This window comes from Pectobacterium carotovorum (genome assembly GCF_033898505.1).
Lineage (GTDB): Bacteria > Pseudomonadota > Gammaproteobacteria > Enterobacterales > Enterobacteriaceae > Pectobacterium > Pectobacterium carotovorum_J.
This window is the reverse complement of sequence record NZ_JAXAFK010000001.1, coordinates 2,243,880-2,265,970: the sequence shown is the minus strand read 5'-3', so window position 1 is coordinate 2,265,970 and position 22,091 is coordinate 2,243,880. Positions and strand designations below refer to the sequence as shown.

Here is a 22,091-nt window from a genome sequence, read left to right as displayed (position 1 = left end):
CCTCAAGTTAGCCTGCTTAGCATTGAGTCTAATCACAGAGGCGGGCGGGTTGTCAACGCTGGCGTCCGCGACGGTAGCCGTCTTCGAACGCCGGGTGACTTAGAGGTGCCCAGACAGACGCTGGTGGATTTTTGTGCTATGGGTATCCAGCCCGACGATCGCAACCTTCGCATTATAGCGATGATAACGGGTTTCGATCGCGTCGAGCGCCGCCACGCTGGAGGCATCCCAGATTTGGGCGTGCGTCAGATCGATGGTGACGTTCTGCGGGTCCTGTGCATAGAGAAAATGCTCGAAGAGGTCGTTACTGCTGCCGAAGAAGAGCGGCCCGCGCACCGTGTAGTGTACCGACTGTCCGTCTTCGCTCACCTGACGCTCCGCGTGAATGACGTGCGCCACGCGGCGCGCAAACAGCAGGATGGCAAAGATCACGCCGCCCGCGACGCCAATAGCGAGATTCCCCGTCGAGACGGTCGCAATAACTGTCACGATGACCACCAGCGTTTCCGACAGCGGCATACGTTTCAGCGTCGCGGGGTGCAGGCTATGCCAGTTCATGGTTTTCAGCGCGACGATCATCATAATGCCCGCCAGTACCACCATCGGAATCTTCGCCATGATTTCGCTTAGTCCGGTCACCAGTAGCAACAGCACCAGCGCGGCGGCGAGAGTGGAAATGCGCGTGCGCGCTTTGCCTAACTCCACGTTGACCACGGTTTGCCCGATCATCGCACACCCGGCAATGCCGCCGTAGAAGCCGGCGAAGATATTGGAAACGCCCAGTCCCCAGCATTCGCGACGCTTGCTGGATGGCGTATCCGTGATGTCGTCGACCAGTTTGGCAGTTAACAGCGACTCCATCAGCCCGACAAAGGCAATGCTCAGCGCGGTTGGCCAGATGATGTGCAGCGTTTCAACATTGAACGGCACCAGCCACTGGGTGAAACTCGGTAATCCTGGCTGCATCGGGCCAGCATCGCCGACGTTAGGCACCGTGATGCCGGTAAAAATAGCGATTGCGGTTACCGTCACAATAGCGACTAGCGGCGCGGGAATGCTTTTCACCACATAAGGCAACAGCAGAACAATCGCGAGCGTCAGCGCAAACAGCAGCCAGACAAGCGAGGATTGCCCGTAAATATGCGGTACCTGCGCGGCAAAAATCAGGATGCCCAGCGCATTAACGAAACCGATCATCACCGAACGCGGGATGTAGCGCATCATCCTTGCCAGTCCAGCCAATCCAAACAGAATCTGGATGATCCCAGCCATGATCACCGCCGGCAGAATATAGGCCACGCCGTGTGCGTGTACCATCGGGCCGATGACCAGCGCCACGGCACCGGCCGCCGCCGTCACCATCGCTGGTCTGCCGCCGAGAAAAGACATGGTGAAACACAGCACGATGGAGGCGAACAGGCTGACTTTGGGATCAACGCCCGCGATGATGGAAAAGGAAATCACCTCTGGGATAAGCGCCAGCGCGGTGATGGTGCCCGCCAAAACCTCGCGCATCAGCAGCGAGGGCGAGCGTAATACAGCAAGTGTTGACGTCGCAGAGGGTGCTGGCGTCGGCGTGGCGTCGGGTGATGAGATCATATATGCAGGCTTAATTTTTATGTCATGACAAAAGGCGGGAGAGGATAAATTATCGGCAGGATAAAAGATACTGTCCTTAATCGGCGGGTAGGGAAAAGCCTGCGGAGAAATAAAGGGGCGGATATCTTTGCCGCGATATCCGCCCGATCGCTGTGTTTGCGTCGTCAATAACTAGGCATCAAGCGCCAGAATGGCCATAAACGCCTCACGCGGAATATCTCGTTTTGAGAACCCAGTATTGTGTTTTTTGTTTTCCCGCTGTTTACGGATCAGGCGCTGTTTTTGCGATAGGCTACCCTGAAAACCTTGTGCCAATGCGCTTTTGCGTAGCGGAGGAATATCTTCGCGAGCGATGACGCGATTGCCTATTTTGGCCTGAGCAGGGACGGGATATAGCTTGCGTGGAATCACGTACTTCAGCGTTTTCACGATCTCGGTTGCTCGCGGCCAGGCCTTGTGACGGGGAATGATGAAAGAAAAAGCATCAACTAACTGGCTATCAAGATAAATATCACAGCGCACCAAATCGGAACGTCGGTAGCCATCTAACACATAGTCCAACGTCGCGTAGCCTTGTGTCAGCGATTTCAGAGCATCAAAGAAGCCGAAGACCATTTCGCTGAGCGGCAATGTCCAGTTGAGTGCCACCAGACCATTATCAAGGTATTGCATATCGATAAATTCCCCGCGCCGCGATGCACCATATTCCATCAGTGTGCCAACGTAGCGAGGGGGTGAGTGAATCGTACAGATAACATAGGGTTCTTCGACAAAATTTAATGTCTCTTCACCGGGGAAATGTGCCGGATTATCGATGGTCTGGCACTGGCCGTTATGCAATGTAACCCGATATTCCACGCTGGGCACAGTAGCGATCACGGAGATGCCGTACTCGCGTTTGAGCCGTTCGCGCACAATATCCATATGTAACATCCCAAGAAAACCACAGCGGAAACCGGCACCCAATGAGGCGGACACATCGGGAGTCATGTGCAACGCCGCATCATTTAGCGCCAGCTTATTCATGGCGTTGCGCAGGCTTTTCAGATCGTCGTCCGCATCGGGGTAGAGCCCAGAAAATACGACAGGTTTTATTTCCTGATAGCGCGCAACCGGTTCTGTCGCGGGGCGATCGGCCAACGTTAGCGTATCGCCCACCCGAATCGCGGCGGCATCTTTCAAGCCGGCAGCGAGATAACCCACTTCACCCTTTCTCAAAACGCGACGAGGCTGGCGTTGGGGAGAAAAAACGCCGGTTTCGGTGACGTCGAAACGCACGCCCGATGACATAAAGCACAACGTTGAGCCTGCCTGAATGCTGCCATCCACCACGCGAACATGCATGATAGCGCCCTGATAGGGGTCGTAATGTGAATCAAACACCAGCGCGCGCAGCGGCGCATTGGCGATCCCTTTTGGCGCAGGGAAGCGGTGAGCAACAAAACGTAGCACCGCCGCCACGCCTTCTCCGGTTCTGGCAGAGACGGCCAACACGGTTGTGATATCCAGCGAAGGAATATCCGCCAACTGCTGCATTACCTGCGCCACGTTAGCCTGTGGACTGTCGATTTTGTTCAGAACGGGCAAAATGGTTAACCCGGCTTGCTGGGCGAGATGGAGGTTGGCGATGGTCTGCGCCTGAACGCCCTGTGTGGCGTCAATCAGGAGAATGGCGCCGTCGCAGGCTGCGAGACTGCGGGAGACTTCCGCAGAAAAATCGACGTGCCCCGGCGTATCCACCAGATTGAACTGATACAGTTGGCCGTTTTCATCCTGATAGCGCATGCACACGGTTTGCAATTTGATGGTGATGCCACGTTCCCGCTCTATCTCCATTGAATCTAGCAGCAGTTCACGCATGTCACGCTGAGCGACGGTTGCGGTCATTTCAATAAAACGGTCGGCGAGGGTGGATTTGCCATGATCGACATGGGCAATAATGCAGAAGTTACGAATCTGAGGTGTACACATAGAAAAGGGCCTTTCACATCATAATGCCTGACTCGGTATCGTCGGGAGCAGGCAGAGAAATTCGCACTGAAAAAATTCAGCGAAGGTGAAAATCAAAAGATGTAAAAGTGAATAGCCGCAGCGATGATAACGCGTTTTATTTTGCTGCGGCAAGCCATGATGTTTGAGGGGTGTTGTTCCCCGAGAACGTAATACCTGGTGGATGTTCCCGAGGCTATGTCTGTACTCTCTATTTATCTCTCTATCTTTCTCTATCGGCAATATCTCTCAGATAGCGTTTAAGCGCCTATCACTCGGGACATGATGACCTGATGTAACCAGAATGGCGTGGCCCAGGTCAGGAACGTTATTGCTTTATTTCCCAACTCTGGAACAACGCTCATTGTTTTTTGCTGTCATGTTAATAACTCCAGTGGTTTATTGTGAACGGTACAGATGCCAACCGATGGCACGTTTGCACTCAGGTTTGTGGGTGTTTATGACGTCTTCGCGGTGGTTTCTGGAGGCTGCCAGCCGCCGCCGAGCGCCTTGAATGCGGCGACGGCTGCTCGTGCCGACTCTGTTTGGGCCTGAGCCCGAGCGTCTGAGGTTTGCAGCAGGGTTTCATCGGCATGAAGGACATCAATCAGGCTGGCTGTTCCTTTCTGGTAGGCGATGAAGGATGACTGTCGCGCGTTGGCTAACGCGGCTTCACCCGCGGTTAATGTTGCTGTCTGCGTTTCACGATTGGCCAATGCCGAAAACGCGTTCTCAACGTCTTCGGTCGCACTTAATACCGACAGGCGATAAGCTGCCAGCGCTTCGGCTTCCTGTCCTTTAGCCTGATCGATCTGAGCGTTAATACGGCCGAAATCGAAGAGTCGCCAACGCAACCCCACGACGCCCGCTGATTGGCTGGCACCGTTGGTGAACAGGTTACTGCTCGAAACCGACGTTGCGCTGCCGAGTAATGCACTGAGTGAAAATTTTGGGTAGTACTCGCTGATGGCTACCCCGATGCGGGCGTTGGACGCTGCGAGACGGCGTTCAGCGACGATAATATCGGGTCTGCGGCGTAGCAGGTCGGCAGGTGTCCCGGCTGATAGGCGCGATGGGGGCTGTGGAAGGGCTCCCGAGGTAGACAACTGCGTTCGATGGGTACCGGGGGGCGTACCGAGCATGACATCCAACGCGTTCATCGCGGCATCGATTCCGGTCTGGAGAACGGGCACTGTTGCCTGAACCTGCGACAGCGCGCCCTCGGTCTGGTGGACTTGATACTCGGCGGCGAGTCCTTTGCTATGGAGCAACTGTACCTTGTCCAGCAGCGTTTGCTGCGTATTGACCTGCCTGTTGGCAATTGCCAGACGCGTTTGTAATCCGCGCAGGGTGATATAGATATCGGCGGTCTGGGCGGCGACTGCCAGACGTGTGGCGACAACGCCTGCCTCTGAAGCCTGATAGTCAGCCAGTGCCGCCTGATGGCCGCGCCTCAGGCCCCCGAAGAGGTCAAGCTCCCAGCTTGCGTTGAGGTCGGTTTCGTAGGCATTGCCGTAGCGGTTATAGCCGGGAACCGCGTTGAGTAGCTGGCCTTGTGGCGTTTCAATAGACTGATAGGCGCGAGCGCCTTGTCCGCTGAGGTTGCCTGATGGCAGCAGGGCTGCGGTTGCTGCGCCAAGCCCCGCTCGTGCCTGACGCATCCGTGCGGATGCCTGGGCTACATCAAGATTTTGTGCGAGTGCGCTTGAAACTAACTCGCTCAGTAAGGGATCATTAAAGCTTTCCCACCAGTCTGCAACGTTGGCAGACTGAGTCGCGTTCCCTTGTGGTGTGACAGATTGCTGGGCGGCGGTTTGAGCCTGATAACGCTCCGAGAGCGGCGCATCCGGGCGATGATAATCCGGTCCAACTGCGCAGCCCGCGAGTAAGCTGGCGGTCACGACCAAAGCAAGAGGACGGAAGGGTAACATAGCAATTCCTTGAGTCAAAAAAGTTGTGACCATATTACTAATTGGTCACTCGTTGTCAATCAGGGCTCGGTGAGCTAAGCTTGAAAAATGACTAAACACACAAACACGCATCCCCCACGTGGGCCGTCGGACCACAGCGTCCGAGATCAGGTTGTGGAAGCCGCTAAAGCGCACTTCGGGCACTTTGGGTATGAGAAGACAACCGTGTCCGATCTGGCGAAAGCGATTGGTTTTTCTAAGGCATATATCTATAAATTTTTTGATTCTAAACAGGCGATCGGCGAGGTGATCTGCGCCAGTCGGCTGGCGATGATTATGGATGTTGTCAATTCAGCGCTCGCTGACGCTCCCACGGCTTCAGAAAAGCTAAGACGCCTGTTCAGAGCCTTGACCGAAGCGGGCAGTGACTTATTTTTTCATGACCGCAAGCTTTACGATATTGCTGCGGTAGCCAGTCGCGATCGGTGGCCTTCTGCCGCGGCACATGAAGCAAATCTACGCCAGCTTATTCAGCAAATTCTCCTTGAGGGACGACAGTCCGGGGAGTTCGAACGCAAGACGCCACTGGATGAGGCGGCGGATGCAGTCTATCTGGTGATGCGCCCTTATATCGTCCCTGCTCAACTGCAATACAATCTGGATACGGCAGCGTCCGCTGCAGTGTTACTGTCGTCGTTGATATTGCGCAGCTTGTCACCTTAAGTCGTCTGGTCGCTTAAAAATGTGACCATTGACAATATTGGTCACTAGTTGGAGAATGCGGTTTCTGTCCTGCTCATTTAAGAAGGGAACCCATGCTTCGGCTCAAATCCACCACTCTTGCTGTTTGCCTGTTGCCTCTCGCCCTGGTGGCGTGCGGCGACGCTGCCAACGTTGACGATCCACGCAATCAGCCTCCTTTAGTAAGAACGGCTACCGTGGTGAGCGCCGCTGAAACGTCTCGCTCGTTTACGGGGGTCGTTGTTGCCCGCATTCAAAGCGACCTTGGTTTCCGGGTGCAAGGCAAAATACTTGAACGTCTGGTCGATACCGGCGAAAGCGTCAAACGTGGCCAGCCTTTGATGCGTTTGGACCCCCTCGATCTCAGCTTGCAGGCACAGGCCCAGCAGCAGGCCGTTACCGCTGCGCGGGCTCGTACCAGACAGGCTACCGATGACGAAGCACGTTATCGTGGTCTGGTTGCTGCGGGTGCCATCTCCGCTTCCGCTTATGACCAGATAAAGGCTGCTGCCGAGACGGCGAAAGCAGAACTGAGCGCCGCGCAGGCTCAGGCCGACGTGGCGCGTAATGCTACGGGGTATGCGGTATTGATCGCTGACGCCGATGGCGTAGTGGTCGACACGCTGGCGGAACCGGGACAGGTCGTTAGCGCAGGGCAGCCTGTCGTTCGGCTGGCGCGGGCAGGGCAACGGGAGGCGATCGTCCATTTGCCTGAGACGCTACGCCCCGTAGTCGGTAGCAAAGCGATGGCGATGCGATACGGCTCGGGTAAATCGTCCATTCCTGCGACATTGCGACTGTTGTCAGACGCTGCTGACCCTCAGACACGCACGTTTGAAGCACGGTATGTGCTTGAAGGTGCGCTGGCGAACGCCCCGCTTGGCTCCACTGTCACACTCGCTATTGCTGAAGATAGGTCATCTGAGCAGGCTCTTCAGGTGCCTATTGCCGCAATTTATGATGCGGGGAAAGGGCCGGGGGTATGGAGTATTACAGGGGAACCCGCCAAGGTGTCGTGGCACCCTGTTCAGGTGCTTGGGCTCGGTGATGACACGGCAAGCGTGACCGGCGGCCTACAGCCTGGTGAACAGATTGTGGCGTTGGGCGCGCATCTGCTGCGTGACGGCGAAGAGGTCCGTATGGCGGAACAGCGTGATGCCAACGCGGCGGAGAACCGACCATGAGTGAGGTACGGTTCAATCTTTCGGCGCTCGCGGTGCGTGAACGCGCCATCACACTTTTCCTTATCATCTTGATTACCGTGGCCGGTATTCTCTCGTTTTTTGAACTGGGGCGGGCAGAAGATCCGCCGTTCACCGTCAAACAGATGACCATTATCTCCGCATGGCCGGGAGCGACCGCGCAGGAAATGCAGGATCAGGTAGCAGAGCCGCTGGAAAAGCGCATGCAGGAGCTGAAGTGGTATGACCGCTCAGAAACCTACACGCGTCCGGGACTCTCCTTCACTATGTTGTCACTGCTCGATAGTACGCCGCCTTCACAGGTACAGGAGGCGTTCTATCAGGCGCGTAAAAAACTCGGCGATGAGGCCAAAAACCTGCCGGCGGGCGTTATTGGGCCAATGGTCAACGATGAGTTCTCTGACGTAACGTTTGCGCTCTTTGCGCTGAAAGCGAAGGGTGAACCCCAACGTGTGCTGGTTCGCGATGCCGAATCGTTGCGTCAGCGTCTGTTGCATGTGCCAGGCGTGAAGAAGGTCAATATTATCGGGGAACAGGCTGAGCGGATCTTTGTGTCGTTCTCGCATGACCGACTGGCGACGCTGGGTATTTCTCCTCAGGACATTTTCTCCGCGCTGAACAATCAAAACGTACTCACGCCCGCGGGTTCGATTGAAACCGTCGGCCCGCAGGTGTTTCTTCGTTTGGACGGCGCCTTCGACACGCTGGGGAAAATTCGCGACACGCCGATCGTCGCGCAAGGGAGAACACTGAAACTGTCGGACGTGGCAACGGTTAATCGTGGCTATGAAGATCCCGCGACCTTTTTGGTTCGTAATCAGGGCGAACCCGCGCTATTGCTGGGCGTGGTGATGCGTGAGGGATGGAACGGTTTAGCGCTGGGAAAAGCGCTGGATGCAGAGACCACCCAGATCAATGAAGACATGCCGCTGGGGATGACGCTGTCGAAGATTACCGATCAGTCGGTAAACATCAGTTCGTCCGTTGACGAATTCATGATCAAATTCTTCGTCGCGTTGCTTGTGGTGATGGCGGTGTGTTTTGTCAGTATGGGCTGGCGTGTGGGGGTCGTTGTTGCGGCAGCAGTGCCATTGACGCTGGCTATTGTTTTCGTCGTGATGGAGGCGTCCGGTAAGAACTTCGATCGTATTACGTTAGGATCGCTGATTCTGGCGCTGGGGCTGTTGGTGGATGATGCCATTATTGCCATCGAGATGATGGTAGTGAAAATGGAGGAGGGCTATGGCCGTATCAAAGCCTCAGCCTATGCCTGGAGCCACACGGCTGCGCCGATGCTGGCGGGTACGCTAGTCACCGCCGTGGGGTTCATGCCTAACGGTTTCGCACAGTCCACGGCTGGTGAGTACACCAGCAACATGTTCTGGATCGTCGGTATTGCCCTGATTGCTTCCTGGGTGGTGGCCGTGGTTTTTACGCCTTATCTGGGTGTGAAGATGCTGCCGGAAATCAAAACCGTCGAGGGGGGACACGCGGCTATTTACGACACCCGCCATTACAACCGGTTTCGCCGTTTACTGACGCGCGTTATTGCGCGGAAATGGGGGGTTGCCAGCACCGTTATTGCCGTGTTTGTTGCCGCGATTCTCGGGATGGGCGTGGTCAAGAAACAGTTTTTCCCAACCTCCGACCGGCCTGAGGTGCTGGTGGAGGTACAAATGCCTTATGGGACGTCCATTGAGCAGACCAGCCTTGCGACGGCGAAGATCGAAAACTGGCTAAAGCAGCAGGACGAAGCAAAAATCGTTACGTCCTATATCGGGCAGGGTTCGCCGCGTTTTTATTTGGCGATGGCTCCCGAGCTACCCGATCCGTCGTTTGCGAAGATTGTCGTGCTGACGGACAGTCAGGAAGCGCGTGAAGCACTTAAATTTCGTATCCGTAACGCGGCGGCTGATGGCCTGGCACCCGAAGCGCGTATCCGTGTTACTCAACTGGTGTTTGGCCCCTATTCACCTTTTCCTGTTGCCTACCGTGTAACAGGGCCGGACCCTGCCAAACTGCGCGAGATTGCACACCAGGTTGAATCGGTGATGCAGGCGAGCCCAATGATGAGGACGGTCAACACCGATTGGGGCCCGCGGGTGCCGACGCTGCATTTCACGTTGGATCAGGATCGGTTGCAGTCGGTGGGGCTGACATCGACTGCGGTTGCTCAGCAACTTCAGTTCTTGCTCTCTGGTGTGCCGATTACGTCAGTGCGTGAAGACATTCGTTCCGTGCAGGTCGTGGGCCGTGCCGCAGGGGATATTCGACGCGATCCCGCAAAAATAGCCGGTTTTACATTAGTGGGGTCGGGCGGCCAACGTATTCCTCTGTCGCAGATCGGTGAGGTCGAGGTGCGAATGGAAGATCCTGTGCTTCGGCGCCGGGACCGCATGCCGACGATTACCGTCCGTGGTGACATCGCCGAAACATTGCAACCACCGGATGTGTCCGCGGTCATTGTGAAAGCGTTGCAGCCCATCATCGATACGCTGCCCGCCGGATACCGTATTGAGCAGGCAGGTTCGATCGAAGAATCGGCAAAAGCGACCAAAGCAATGGCGCCACTGTTCCCCATCATGATTGCCATCACGCTACTGATCATCATCCTACAGGTGCGCTCGATGTCGGCGATGGTGATGGTGTTTCTCACCGCACCGCTGGGGCTGATTGGCGTGGTGCCGACGCTGCTGCTCTTCAACCAGCCGTTTGGCATCAATGCGCTTGTGGGACTGATTGCGCTATCGGGCATCCTGATGCGCAATACGCTGATACTGATCGGACAAATCCATCATAACGAGAAGGAAGGGCTCGATCCGTTCCATGCGGTGGTGGAAGCAACGGTGCAACGCGCCCGACCTGTGTTGCTTACGGCCATGGCGGCGATTCTGGCTTTTATTCCGCTTACCCATTCCGTCTTCTGGGGCACGCTGGCGTACACGTTGATTGGCGGGACATTGGGGGGAACCATCATGACGCTAGTCTTCCTGCCGGCGATGTATGCCATCTGGTTCAAAATACGCTCGGAGAATGAGAAACACGCCGACAAGCCGGTATCGGTATAAGCAGTAATCCATCTGAAAAAATCGCCACAGGCAACACGCGGTGGCGAGAGCGATCCAGTCCGCTGGCGTGGTGCGTATTTCCACGCCAGTCATGCCGTTGAGGTAACCATGAGTACTGCGATTATGGCGAAAACCCATTATTCCGAAGGCCCGCGATTAAGCGGAAAAATTGTCGCGCTACTGGCTGGTCTTTCGGCTATTAGCATATTGTCTACAAACATCATTCTTCCTGCATTTCCGGATATCGGAGAGCAGCTTGGGGCATCTGCTCGTGAACTGGGTCTGACGCTTTCCAGTTTTTTCATTACTTTCGCGCTGGCTCAATTGGTTGTCGGTCCGCTGTCGGATCGCTACGGGCGTAAGAACCTCGTTCTGGGAGGACTCTCGATATTCATTATTGGCACGGTAGTCGGTGGCCTTGCTGGCTCACTCGAAACGCTGATTGTGGGAAGAGTTATTCAGGCGCTGGGGATATGCGCTGCTGCTGTGTTAGCACGCGCGATTGCACGTGATTTATTTGACGGTGAAACGCTGGCGCGTGCGCTATCTCTGACGATGATCGCGACGGCGGCGGCTCCTGGGTTCTCGCCGCTGGTGGGAAGTGTGCTGACCACCACATTGGGGTGGCGAGCGATCTTTATCCTAGTGGGGCTGGCCGCCTTTGTCATCGCCGTCTTCTATGCTCACGGGCTGGGGGAAACGCATCCCGCCGAACGTCGTGCTCCACACACGGTTTCAAGCGTGCTGCTCGCCTACGGCCGGCTAATATTGGACGGGCGATTTATCTTCCCGGCTGTGTCGATGAGTTTATTACTCGGTGGGTTGTTCGCATCTTTTGGCGCTGCCCCTGCCATTCTGATGAGCGGGATAGGGCTATCGTCACTTCAGGCCGGGTTATATTTTGCCTCTACCGTGTTCGTTGTTTTTGGGGCAGGCATGGCGGCACCACGACTGGCGCATCGTTATGGTCCGCGAAGGATGGCATCGGTGGGGCTCGCTACCGCGTTAGCCGGTGGGAGCTTGCTGCTGTTGGGGCCGGAAACTCCGGGCCTGAGCTGGTATACCTTTTCCATGATCGTGTTCCTTTGGGGAATGGGCTTAGCGAATCCACTGGGAACGGCGATTACAATGGGCCCCTTCGGGAAAGAGGCGGGTTTGGCATCTGCGCTGCTTGGCTTTTTGACGATGGGAATGGCTGCGTTAACAACCTGGCTGGGCTCGGTACTGCCGTTTCCTGCCGTCACCACGCTGGGCGCGATACAGGCCGTGGCTTGTCTGATTGCACTGGTATTATTTCGCTGTGGTTCACTGGCGAGATCGAATACGCGCTCAAAGGCGTAATACTGTAAAAATACCTGCTTGATTAACCCGATGCGGAACCCCCGAAGGGGTTCCCGATGCCATGACAGATCTACTTTGCGACAACCTCATCATTGATGGCATAGACCGTGCAGTTGGCTGCCCCTTTGCGCTGGAATGTTTCACAGCTCTTGACGGCTGCCTCTGCGGCCTCACGACCGGTTCGCGCCCAGTATGCCGTTCCCCATGCACCGTCCTTGCCTGTCGCAAACGCTTTCTCATAAAGCCGCGCTGCTTCGTATTTTTCGAACGCCTTTTTGCCTGCGCTGTTATTAAGGTTTGCGGGGGAAGCAAGATGCGTTACTGGTAACGTGACGACTTCCTCGTATGGCAAGTGTTGCAGTGCAAGGAATTCAGCCACGGTTTTCCACCAGAAACTTTCTGGAGCGGTATCCATAAAGACGTGTCCATTCTTTCCAAATGCAGGCATTTCAATAAATTCTGCTTTACCTCCACCGCTGCGATAGGCCTCAGAAAAGGCTCTACCCATTTTCGGGGTGAATGATTGATCGTTGCTGGAATAGAGCCACAGAGAAGGGATGCGTGCAGTGAGGCCATACGTGGTGAATGCGTTAATCAGGCCGGATCTATCACAAAGTGATTTACCGTCGATGGAACCCCGGCCTCCGTCAAAATTGATGATAGCCTGAACGCCGGGTGGGTTAACCGCGCTGGTTGCCAGCACGGCAAAGCCGCCTGCTGACATACCGGCCAACACCGCTTTATCTGGAGAGGCCCAGGGCTGGCGTCTGATTGCCTCAAGCGCGGCCAGCATATCTCGGGTGTCTTTTTCACCAGCCAGCTTATGCAGCGGCTGCTTACAGGAACCGCCTAAATATTCTGCCCCTCCGCTTGAGTAACCGTATCCCTCCCGCAGAACGGTAACCGCAGCATAACCGTGGCGTGCAAAGGCAAGCGCTGTCGACGATGCGCGGTTTGGGTTCATTTCCCAGCGATCAAATTCGGCAGTACCCACGGTCCCATTCGTGATTATCACCACAGGGAGTTTTGTCTGGCTGACTGGCCGCGTGACAAATGCATCGAGTATGGCTGGCTTGCCATTATCCAGCATTACCTGCAACGAAAGCGGCTCTCTGATCAGGCCTTCGAATTGTTGGTGTTGTAGTGAAACATGTTGTAGTGAAACATTCGGTGGTGCGGCGATGGAAGAAAAGGTGATACCAAACAATGCAGTAATGACGGTTACTCTGGTAAAGCTGGCTATAGAGTGGTGTCGCATTTTTGTTAACCTTGGCTGGTGTTTGATGAGGTCTTTTCATTCAAAACTGCCGGATGGATATCAGGTATTCATTCCAGCTTCAACGGCAACTGAAGGTCTATTGAGCTGTAGTTTAAATTAAAGGCATAGGCCGTGTAAGCCGGATAGTTTTAAGGGGTTATAAGAAAGCTTGAGGAGCGTGGTTTTTCGCGTTGTTATGAGACAGTTGTTACGAGACAGTCGCTAAGAGACATTTGGGGGTCACTCCGTCATCGAACCAACCTGACCCCCAATCAGACCACCAGATTCTCCCGATGCAGGAGGAAAACAGAATGTGCACCGGAGAGACTTTTCACGTGAAAGCATTGAATAAAGTGATAAAAGCAAAAATCCCGCTTAAGTTGCCTTAAGCGGGATTTTCTAAATTTGGCTCCTCTGACTGGACTCGAACCAGTGACATACGGATTAACAGTCCGCCGTTCTACCGACTGAACTACAGAGGAATCGGTTAAGTGCGATGGATAATAGCGGGAGCGTTTCGGGTTGTCAAAGGCTGTTATCGCTCGAGGTGTTTGATTGCCGAACTAATAACCAACATATTGAAATTATTGCTCAAGTTGAGCACAGGAAAGCCGTGAGACGCATCAATTAGCGAGCAAGCTTGCACTCTAAAATAGCAGGGTTTGCTTTAGGATGGTGCAGATGAGTATTGGGCCGAAGGCTGATTCTTCAGACAAAATCAGGGAGGTTGGTTAGCAGAATCATTGCTTTTCCTTATTTTACCCGTGGCTTATCAATGAGGTATCACTTTTTCTTAGGCATAGGAACATAATATGGCGCGCTTTTTGCTACCTCTTTAGAGTAACTACTCAGGAGGCAGACATGAATCTTAGACGGCTCAAATATTTTGTGAAAATCGTTGATATCGGTAGCCTGACGCAGGCTGCTGAGTTGTTGCATATTGCACAACCGGCGCTGAGCCAGCAGGTCGCGACGCTGGAGAGTGAACTCGAAAAACAGCTACTGGTGCGGAGTCGGCGCGGTGTGACGCCTACCGAGGCAGGGAAAATTCTTTATTCTCACGCACAGACAATATTGTCACAGTGTGAACAGGCAAAGGATGCGGTGAGTGGCGCACGACAATCAATGAGTGCGTAAGCGTTAACGATTAAGGCCAGCCGTTCCCCGATGGCTGGCTATTCCATCTGACTTTCTTTTCTGATGTTCTGTCAGAAGCCGATGTATTTTTATTTTTTCGTGAACTTCATCACAATTTATCGCATTATCGATCTTCTTCAAAACAGGGAGCTTCGTTCTTAAAAATAAAATGGTTTTTTAGTTTTTTTATTTATTTGGTTTATTTATATGCACCTTCATTTTATTGCCGCAGTGTGAATATGATTTCCTTAAAATGGTAATAGACACTAGCGATCAGGCCATTCACAGTGTTACATTAATCTTCGTTATGTTTTCTCTAATCCTGTTCGTCACGGCAGGTGTTGCCTTATGGGGGTATGACGGTTATTTTTTTGATTAAGGAGTTCAAATGAATAATATCCTCTCTCATCTTTTAATAAAGCTGGCAGAAAAAGAAGTTGGAGAAAAAGCGCTTAACGCGAAGATTGAATCGTTAGAGATGCTGATTTCTGCTATTGTTTCAACATTTGATGACAGCAAAATCAATGAGTTAAATAAGAAAATAGAAGGTGTGGTTGCTGATGCTTCTCAGCGGAAGGATGACCATAATTCCTTAGCTTTCGAACTATTGGCAAAAAACATCAATCGAATCACAACCGTTTCATTACGGGAATAACTTTCTTATATATCAATGGTAACGACATTAATTGATCGCATATTAATTTTCGCATATCCAATTGAGAATTATTTATATCCAATAATAGAGAATACTTGTGCTATGGGTGGTTTTGCTGAAAAAAATTGAAGGCGCCGACGTTGTCCGCGCCTTTCTTGCATTTATACGCTTTGCTTCTACACGCTTTACTTCACGTCAACAGCCTGCTTTTTCCGACGAATAAACTGATAAGCAATAGCCAGAACAATAAACCACAGCGGCGTGACAATGAGCGCCTGCCGTGTATCTGGCTGTAATGTTAACAGCACAACAACAAAAGCGAAAAAGGCCAAACATACCCAGCACATGAAAATACCCAATGGCATTTTATAGGATGACTCGGCATGTAGCTGAGGACGCTTTTTACGGTAGGTCAGGTACGAGCACAGGATGATGCTCCAGATGAACATGAATAAAATTGCGGAGACGGTGGTCACCAGCGTAAAGACGGTCATCACGTTCGGAATCAGGTAGATCAGCACTACGCCGGAAAGCAAACAAATACAGGAAAACATCAGTCCAGTCGAAGGCACTGCGCGTTTAGAGAGCATGCCGAAGCTTTTCGGTGCATCGCCTTGTTTAGCCAGACCAAAGAGCATGCGGCTGGTGGAGAAAACGCCGCTATTCGCTGAGGATGCCGCAGACGTCAGGACGACGAAGTTGATCATACTGGCAGCCGCAGGTAAGCCGACAAGCACGAACATTTCCACGAAAGGACTACGATCTGCCGTGATCGCGCCCCAGGGCGTGACGGACATAATCATGATTAGCGCAAAAACATAAAACATGATGATGCGAATCGGGATGGCGTTAATCGCCCGAGGCAATACAACTTTCGGGTTTTTCGTTTCAGCAGCCGTTGTACCAACCAGCTCGATGCCGACAAAGGCGAATACGGCTATCTGGAACCCAGCGAAGAAACCGCTTATTCCTTTGGGGAACATGCCGCCATCATTCCAGAGGTTGGTAAAAGAGGCGACGTTGCCTGATGGAGAAGAGAATTGCATCATGACCAGCACAGCGCCAACTGCGATTAACGCAACGATAGCGACAATTTTTATCATGGCGAACCAGAATTCCATCTCACCAAACAGTTTCACGGTTGCCAGATTGAGCGTAAGTAAGAGCAGAACGCACAGCAGGGAGGAAACCCACTGTGATAAATCGGGGAACCAGAACTGAGAGTAGGCGCTAATCGCGACGACATCGGCGATCCCGGTTACGACCCAGCAGAACCAGTAAGTCCAGCCGGTGAAGAAACCTGCCCAAGGGCCGAGTAGGTCGGCCGCGAAGTCACTGAATGACTTATAGTTGAGATTGGAGAGCAATAGCTCTCCCATTGCGCGCATAACGAAAAACAGCATAAAGCCAATGATCATATAAACGAAGATGATCGACGGGCCTGCCATGCTGATTGTTTTGCCTGAGCCCATGAATAGCCCAGTACCGATTGCTCCGCCGATGGCGATGAGCTGAATATGACGATTAGTCAGATTCCGTTGCAGTCCCTCTCCTTGTTCAGGGGCAAGGTCTGCGGTTTCTTTTGATTGTTCGGCCATTTAAGTACACGTTCCTGTTTCTGTCTGTGATGTTTTTTTGAGCTCTTTGGCGGCTCTCGTTTGCGAAAATCGAAACAAATAAGATAGCGCAACCGCGGTACTTATTACAGCGGATGTCTGAGATAGCCAGGCATAAAGAGGGCAGATAATGATGTAAAGTGATGCTGTATATTTTTCGCCCTAAAATGAAGAGGATATAAAACGCTGAGAGGCAGAGATAAATAGGCTGAGCAGGTTAACAAATTTACCAATTGCTAACAATGTTATTATCGCGCATAAAAAATTAATATGAAGTGTTTGACAGATGAGTCAGGGAGGAGAATAATCCTCCCCGTTGGGTCGTTAGCTCAGTTGGTAGAGCAGTTGACTCTTAATCAATTGGTCGCAGGTTCGAACCCTGCACGACCCACCAACAATTTCAAAGACTTACAATAACCCCCCTGTTTGTTATTATTGTTTTTCTTCTTGGTTAATTTTTCTTTAATTATATCCTTTCTTAATTTAATTCATATTTTTTGCGTTATTTTATTGCTCTCTTATTTTTTATTTTATCTCATTTTTTTCACGGTTTTTTTGCTTAATAGATCGGGTTTTCTCTGGCGTATTTTTATTCATAGGGCACGTTAACGTCGGCGAAGATATAACGGGCTGATGATATTGTTGAAAATCACGCTCTGTCTGGTGACAGTGTGCCTCACGCACCTGAAGAGTCGTGAGAAAGTGCTATGCTTAACAGACGGAATAGTCGACAGAGCGTAATAATGATGTTGCGGGTTGAACTGCTCTAAATAATTCGGGTTACAGGTAACACGTTCACGCGCAAGGCGTTTGCCCTTTAGGGCGAAGCACGCAGAAGTACACATAAGTGTGCCGAGTCGCGTAGCCAGCGCGTATGTAGCTTGAGTATGACGAGTTTGCACAGGGCTGTGTTCACACCACTGGGGCGGCGTTTAGAGGTAGCTGGAGTTTCCTGGTTAGCCATAAGCAAGTTTCTGCTTGATTTCGGAGGTTCATATGGGATTCGAAAAATTACTGGCTGTCATAGAAAAAAGTCACCAGGATCCAAAATCGGTTATCTCGTTGTCTGAACTGAGCCAGGCAATCCATGAGATAATTTGTACTGAAAGTTCGAAAGAGTACAAAATAAACGAATGCTTCACCGAACTGAGGGAACTGGTTGATGAAAGAAAAGCACTCTCGAGGAAACAGCTCTTGGATAAAGCGTTGGTGACGGAATTAACGCAATATAAAAAGAAAGAAGAGGCACTACTTTTGAAACTCATTAGTATCGGAAATAAATAGACGAGAGTCTCTATTTTTAATCCGTAAAGCAATGCTAAATATCACTACACCGCCAGAGCAAATTATTAACATGGCGGTGTAGCAAATAGTGCTATTTACGGTAGCTGGTTTTGATTTGTTTAATCGTGTTATCAAAAACAGCGGCTTGCTCGGCATCTTCCAATTGAGCAATATATCTTTCCATATTGATGATAACTTTACCGGCGTCTGCCTGGCCGATTGCTTTTAATAACAGCGTAACCATCGCCTTCAGGCAGGTAACCTCATGGGCCAGTGTTTCAGCGGATGCGGCAGTAGAAAAATCTGCGTTGCTCATGTTTTCTCCTCAACAAGAAAAAGATGTTTTTCTTCGCCTGCTGCGGGCGTTACCGCTGGTGCGACAGGCAGAACCAGATAGACGGGAGTATACCATAAAGCATATTGTGGATTGATATTATTCGCGGATAACGCCATTTTAGTGACTGTTTTTTATGCATTTAACTTATTAAAATAGCGTCTATATTCTTGGCGTTTTTTCGTGGTAAAGGCTATAGATGTGTTTCGTTTAATACATATGATGTTCACTATGGACGTGCTTCACTGAATATATTATTTGTATAATAAAGCGGTAGGCGATGATAAAATTCCTAATGATATTCTGCTTACAATAGTGACTTTTTATTGACATTTAAGATGTAAAGCCAATTGCATGCCATTTGATTTGCATTGTTTTTTATACATTTTGTGCCACCGCACTGTTTATACTGCGTGGCGTATTTGAAATGTTAAGAATGTGATCGACATACACCATCAGGTTGACGATATATTGTTATGATCGGGAATGCGCTTTATTCCTTCTCGGCATATTTTAAAATACATATTCATATAAATCAGTGTTCATTATTTTTTGAAACCAACGTAGTATCACCTGCAAGCAACTTTTTATGTAAGTGTTACTCCCTTTTTTGGAGAATTATTCTTTGATTAGCGTTTTTCTTGTTGATGACCATGAACTGGTGCGGGCAGGGATACGACGCATTCTTGACGATATCAAAGGTCTGAAAGTGGTTGGTGAGGCATGCTGTGGTGAGGATGCCGTTAAATGGTGCCGAAGCAATGATGTGGATGTTGTCTTGATGGACATGAGCATGCCGGGCATCGGTGGGCTTGAAGCAACGCGTAAGATCCTGCGTTTTACTCCAGATATAAAAGTCATCATGCTCACTATTTATACGGAGAATCCGCTACCTGCAAAAGTGATGCAGGCCGGTGCCGCGGGATATGTGAGTAAAGCTGCTGCCCCTCAGGAAGTGATCTCCGCCATTCGAGCAGTACACGCAGGTAAACGGTATATTGCTTCTGATATTGCCCAACAGATGGCATTAAGCCAGCTGGAGCCGCAAACGGACGCACCGCTGGAGTGTTTGTCTGAACGCGAATTACAGATTATGCTAATGATAACGAAGGGGCAGAAAGTGACTGAAATCTCAGATCAGCTTAATCTTAGTCCTAAAACCGTGAACAGCTATCGTTACCGTATGTTTAGCAAACTGAATATCAACGGCGACGTAGAGTTGACTCATCTGGCTATCAAGCATGGGCTTTTTACCGCGGAGACATTGTTAAGTAGTGAGTGAGAGTTTCGATGCTTCGGCATTTTTAAAAACGGTAACGAGCCAGCCTGGTGTCTACCGTATGTATGATTCGGGCGATACGGTCATCTATGTCGGTAAGGCAAAAGACTTAAAAAAACGGCTTGCCAGCTATTTCCGCAGTCATGTCGCCAGCCGTAAAACCGAGGCATTGGTCAAAAGCATCAAGCATATTGATGTCACGATCACGCACACAGAAACCGAAGCCTTACTGCTGGAACACAACTACATTAAGCTTTATCAGCCGCGCTATAATGTCTTGTTGCGTGACGATAAATCCTACCCCATGATTTTCCTGAGCGGTGATGCTCATCCACGTCTGGCTGTTCACCGTGGTGCCAAACATGCGAAGGGCGAATACTTTGGCCCATTTCCCAACGGCAATGCCGTGCGTGAAACGCTGATATTGCTGCAAAAACTGTTCCCAGTGCGCCAGTGTGAAAATAGCGTCTATCGCAACCGTTCTCGCCCTTGCCTGCAATATCAAATTGGTCGCTGCCTCGGGCCTTGCGTTAGCGGTTTGGTTAGCGAAGAAGATTATCAACAGCAGGTTGACTATGTTCGCCTGTTTTTGTCTGGCAAAGATCAGCAGGTACTGAATCAACTCATCTCCAGAATGGAAGCGGCCAGTCGCGACCTGAATTTTGAAGAGGCAGCCCGGATACGCGATCAAATCCAGGCGGTTCGGCGCGTGACGGAAAAACAATTTGTTTCCGGCGACGGCGAAGATCTGGATGTGATCAGTGTGGCTTTTGATGCTGGCATGGCTTGCGTCTATGTCCTGTTTATCCGGCAGGGAAAAGTCCTTGGCAGCCGAAGCTATTTCCCCAAAGTGCCTGGCGGTACGGAATTAGGAGAGGTGGTGCAAACGTTTGTCGGGCAGTTCTATTTACAAGGAAGCTTAGGCCGAACGCTTCCTGCAGAAATTCTGCTTGATTTTACTTTACCTGATAAAGACGTATTAACGGAGTCCCTGACGGCGGTTGCGGGGAGAAAAGTGCAGATTCAGACGAAGCCCCGTGGCGACCGCGCTCGCTATTTAAAACTGGCGCGGACGAATGCCGCCACTGCGTTGGTCACAAGGCTGTCTCAGCAATCCACAATTCATCAGCGTCTGGCTGCATTAGCAAGCGTCTTGCAACTGCCTGAAATCCATCGCATGGAGTGTTTTGACATCAGTCATACGATGGGTGAACAGACGGTGGCATCCTGCGTGGTATTTGATGCCAATGGTCCGTTACGTTCGGAATATCGCCGCTATAATATCAGTGGCATTACGCCCGGTGATGATTATGCTGCCATGGCGCAAGTCCTCCGACGCCGGTACGGTAAAGCGCTGGATGAGAGTAAAATACCTGATGTCATTGTGATTGATGGCGGGAAAGGGCAGCTTGGCCAGGCTCAGGCCGTGTTTGACTCGTTACAAGTATCATGGGATAAAAATAAGCCTCTGCTGCTTGGGGTTGCGAAGGGCAGCGATCGTAAAGCTGGATTGGAAACCCTGTTTTTTGAAGCGACAGGCGAGGGTGTGGCACTGCCCCCCGATTCTCCCGCGTTACACGTTATCCAGCATATTCGCGATGATTCCCATGACCATGCGATTGGCGGGCATCGTAAAAAGAGAGCAAAAGTAAAGAATACCAGTACGCTGGAACTTATCGAAGGTGTCGGCCCTAAACGTCGTCAAACCCTGCTGAAATACATGGGAGGGCTGCAGCCGTTGATGAATGCCAGTATTGAGGAGATTGCAAATGTTCCAGGAATTTCGCATGCATTGGCAGAAAAGATCTTCCATGCATTGAAACACTAGGGACAATGTAGCAACATACTCCTAGTATCCACTCCAGCCAGATAGTTACCTAAGCGCTATGCAATTTAATATACCGACGTTGCTTACCCTGTTTCGTGTTGCTCTTATTCCGTTTTTTGTGCTGGCGTTTTATCTTCCGTTCGTCTGGGCACCGCTGCTTTGTGCGCTGATTTTCGTATTTGCTGCCGTGACGGATTGGTTTGATGGTTTCCTTGCCCGCCGCTGGAAACAGACCACGCGTTTTGGTGCCTTCCTCGATCCCGTTGCGGATAAAGTGATGGTGGCTGTCGCGCTGGTGCTGGTTGCGGAATACTATCATTCCTGGTGGATTACGTTGCCAGCAGCAACGATGATCGCGCGGGAAATCATTATTTCAGCCTTGCGCGAGTGGATGGCTGAAATTGGCAAAAGAAGCAGCGTTGCCGTGTCGTGGATAGGAAAGGTGAAGACTACGGCTCAGATGATGGCGCTTTTTGCTTTGCTATGGCGCCCAGAACGCATTGTTGAAGGTGTTGGTGTTGTGGCACTGTACATCGCGGCGGTGCTGACTTTCTGGTCCATGTTCCAATATTTGAACGCGGCGCGTCACGATTTGCTTGAACCTTGATCGAAGCGCCGTAAAAACCAGCAAACGAACGTGGTTGCTTGATAATTCTGTTGACTCATCGTGTGAGGTCAGTAGAATGCACCGCATCAACAGCAACGCTGGTTTGTAAGAAGTTAAAAAAATCAGTAGGTTCTGTGTTGCGGGAATAGCTCAGTTGGTAGAGCACGACCTTGCCAAGGTCGGGGTCGCGAGTTCGAGTCTCGTTTCCCGCTCCAATTTAAAGCATCGGCAATAGCGGATGTT

General features: G+C 51.5%; 15 protein-coding genes, 3 tRNA genes and 1 pseudogene. 12 read left to right on the top strand and 7 right to left on the bottom strand.

Annotated features, from left to right (window positions below; genetic code table 11):
* Nucleotides 1-99 precede the first annotated feature (99 nt).
* The 3 genes from R9X49_RS10120 to R9X49_RS10110 form a co-directional block, all read right to left on the bottom strand.
* The gene (locus R9X49_RS10120) at nucleotides 100-1,599 is read right to left on the bottom strand and encodes a SulP family inorganic anion transporter (protein ID WP_319848235.1); all 1,500 of its coding nucleotides are present in this window, start codon (nucleotides 1,597-1,599) and stop codon (nucleotides 100-102) included.
* A gap of 171 nt (nucleotides 1,600-1,770) precedes the next feature.
* Nucleotides 1,771-3,570 (bottom strand): translation elongation factor 4, encoded by a 1,800-nt coding sequence (gene lepA, locus R9X49_RS10115; protein WP_319848234.1) that lies wholly within the window; start codon nucleotides 3,568-3,570, stop codon nucleotides 1,771-1,773.
* Between the two features lie 476 nt (nucleotides 3,571-4,046).
* Nucleotides 4,047-5,519, bottom strand: coding sequence for an efflux transporter outer membrane subunit (locus tag R9X49_RS10110; RefSeq protein WP_319848233.1), 1,473 nt, complete (start codon nucleotides 5,517-5,519; stop codon nucleotides 4,047-4,049).
* Between the two features lie 87 nt (nucleotides 5,520-5,606).
* Between R9X49_RS10110 and R9X49_RS10105 the strand changes: the two genes are divergently transcribed.
* The 4 genes from R9X49_RS10105 to R9X49_RS10090 all read left to right on the top strand — a co-directional run bounded on the left by R9X49_RS10105 (nucleotide 5,607) and on the right by R9X49_RS10090 (nucleotide 11,850).
* The gene (locus R9X49_RS10105) at nucleotides 5,607-6,221 is read left to right on the top strand and encodes a TetR/AcrR family transcriptional regulator (protein WP_319848232.1); all 615 of its coding nucleotides are present in this window, start codon (nucleotides 5,607-5,609) and stop codon (nucleotides 6,219-6,221) included.
* 92 nt (nucleotides 6,222-6,313) lie between these two features.
* Nucleotides 6,314-7,423 carry an efflux RND transporter periplasmic adaptor subunit gene (locus R9X49_RS10100; protein ID WP_319848231.1) on the top strand — a complete coding sequence of 370 codons (1,110 nt, stop codon included), beginning with the start codon at nucleotides 6,314-6,316 and terminating at the stop codon, nucleotides 7,421-7,423.
* Nucleotides 7,420-10,509, top strand: a complete 3,090-nt coding sequence (locus R9X49_RS10095) for an efflux RND transporter permease subunit (protein ID WP_319848230.1) — start codon at nucleotides 7,420-7,422, stop codon at nucleotides 10,507-10,509. Before R9X49_RS10100 ends, R9X49_RS10095 begins: the two co-directional genes overlap by 4 nt.
* 123 nt (nucleotides 10,510-10,632) lie before the next feature.
* Nucleotides 10,633-11,850 carry a multidrug effflux MFS transporter gene (locus R9X49_RS10090; protein WP_319848633.1) on the top strand — a complete coding sequence of 406 codons (1,218 nt, stop codon included), beginning with the start codon at nucleotides 10,633-10,635 and terminating at the stop codon, nucleotides 11,848-11,850.
* Between the two features lie 70 nt (nucleotides 11,851-11,920).
* Here the strand turns inward: R9X49_RS10090 and R9X49_RS10085 are convergent, their stop codons facing one another.
* Entirely contained in the window at nucleotides 11,921-13,108 is a 1,188-nt protein-coding gene (locus R9X49_RS10085; protein WP_319848229.1) for a CocE/NonD family hydrolase, read from the bottom strand.
* Nucleotides 13,109-13,514: 406 nt separating this feature from the next.
* Nucleotides 13,515-13,590: transfer RNA gene (locus R9X49_RS10080), tRNA-Asn, on the bottom strand.
* Nucleotides 13,591-13,969: 379 nt separating this feature from the next.
* On the opposite strand from R9X49_RS10080, the pseudogene R9X49_RS10075 reads away from it, so the two are divergent.
* Nucleotides 13,970-14,239: pseudogene (locus tag R9X49_RS10075) on the top strand (LysR family transcriptional regulator); the annotation flags it as partial.
* A gap of 394 nt (nucleotides 14,240-14,633) precedes the next feature.
* On the top strand, nucleotides 14,634-14,900 hold the full coding sequence (gene iraP / locus R9X49_RS10070) for an anti-adapter protein IraP (protein WP_075278214.1): 267 nt from the start codon (nucleotides 14,634-14,636) through the stop codon (nucleotides 14,898-14,900).
* Between the two features lie 185 nt (nucleotides 14,901-15,085).
* Here iraP and cycA read toward each other — a convergent pair whose 3' ends face one another.
* Nucleotides 15,086-16,498 (bottom strand): D-serine/D-alanine/glycine transporter, encoded by a 1,413-nt coding sequence (gene cycA, locus R9X49_RS10065; RefSeq protein WP_319848228.1) that lies wholly within the window; start codon nucleotides 16,496-16,498, stop codon nucleotides 15,086-15,088.
* 336 nt (nucleotides 16,499-16,834) lie between these two features.
* Between cycA and R9X49_RS10060 the strand changes: the two genes are divergently transcribed.
* Nucleotides 16,835-16,910, top strand: a tRNA-Lys gene (locus tag R9X49_RS10060).
* A gap of 602 nt (nucleotides 16,911-17,512) precedes the next feature.
* Nucleotides 17,513-17,800, top strand: a complete 288-nt coding sequence (locus tag R9X49_RS10055) for a hypothetical protein (protein ID WP_015840870.1) — start codon at nucleotides 17,513-17,515, stop codon at nucleotides 17,798-17,800.
* A gap of 91 nt (nucleotides 17,801-17,891) precedes the next feature.
* Here R9X49_RS10055 and R9X49_RS10050 read toward each other — a convergent pair whose 3' ends face one another.
* Entirely contained in the window at nucleotides 17,892-18,116 is a 225-nt protein-coding gene (locus tag R9X49_RS10050; protein WP_010279363.1) for a DUF2594 family protein, read from the bottom strand.
* Between the two features lie 643 nt (nucleotides 18,117-18,759).
* On the opposite strand from R9X49_RS10050, the gene uvrY reads away from it, so the two are divergent.
* The 4 genes from uvrY (at nucleotide 18,760) to R9X49_RS10030 (ending at nucleotide 22,063) form a co-directional block, all read left to right on the top strand.
* Complete coding sequence (gene uvrY / locus R9X49_RS10045; protein WP_010279369.1) at nucleotides 18,760-19,416, top strand: UvrY/SirA/GacA family response regulator transcription factor; 657 nt, start codon at nucleotides 18,760-18,762, stop codon at nucleotides 19,414-19,416.
* On the top strand, nucleotides 19,409-21,241 hold the full coding sequence (gene uvrC / locus R9X49_RS10040) for an excinuclease ABC subunit UvrC (RefSeq protein WP_319848227.1): 1,833 nt from the start codon (nucleotides 19,409-19,411) through the stop codon (nucleotides 21,239-21,241). The genes uvrY and uvrC overlap by 8 nt, the downstream gene beginning before the upstream one ends.
* 58 nt (nucleotides 21,242-21,299) lie before the next feature.
* On the top strand, nucleotides 21,300-21,848 hold the full coding sequence (pgsA, locus tag R9X49_RS10035; protein WP_010279374.1) for a CDP-diacylglycerol--glycerol-3-phosphate 3-phosphatidyltransferase: 549 nt from the start codon (nucleotides 21,300-21,302) through the stop codon (nucleotides 21,846-21,848).
* Nucleotides 21,849-21,987: 139 nt separating this feature from the next.
* Nucleotides 21,988-22,063 (top strand) — tRNA-Gly (locus R9X49_RS10030).
* Nucleotides 22,064-22,091 lie beyond the last annotated feature (28 nt).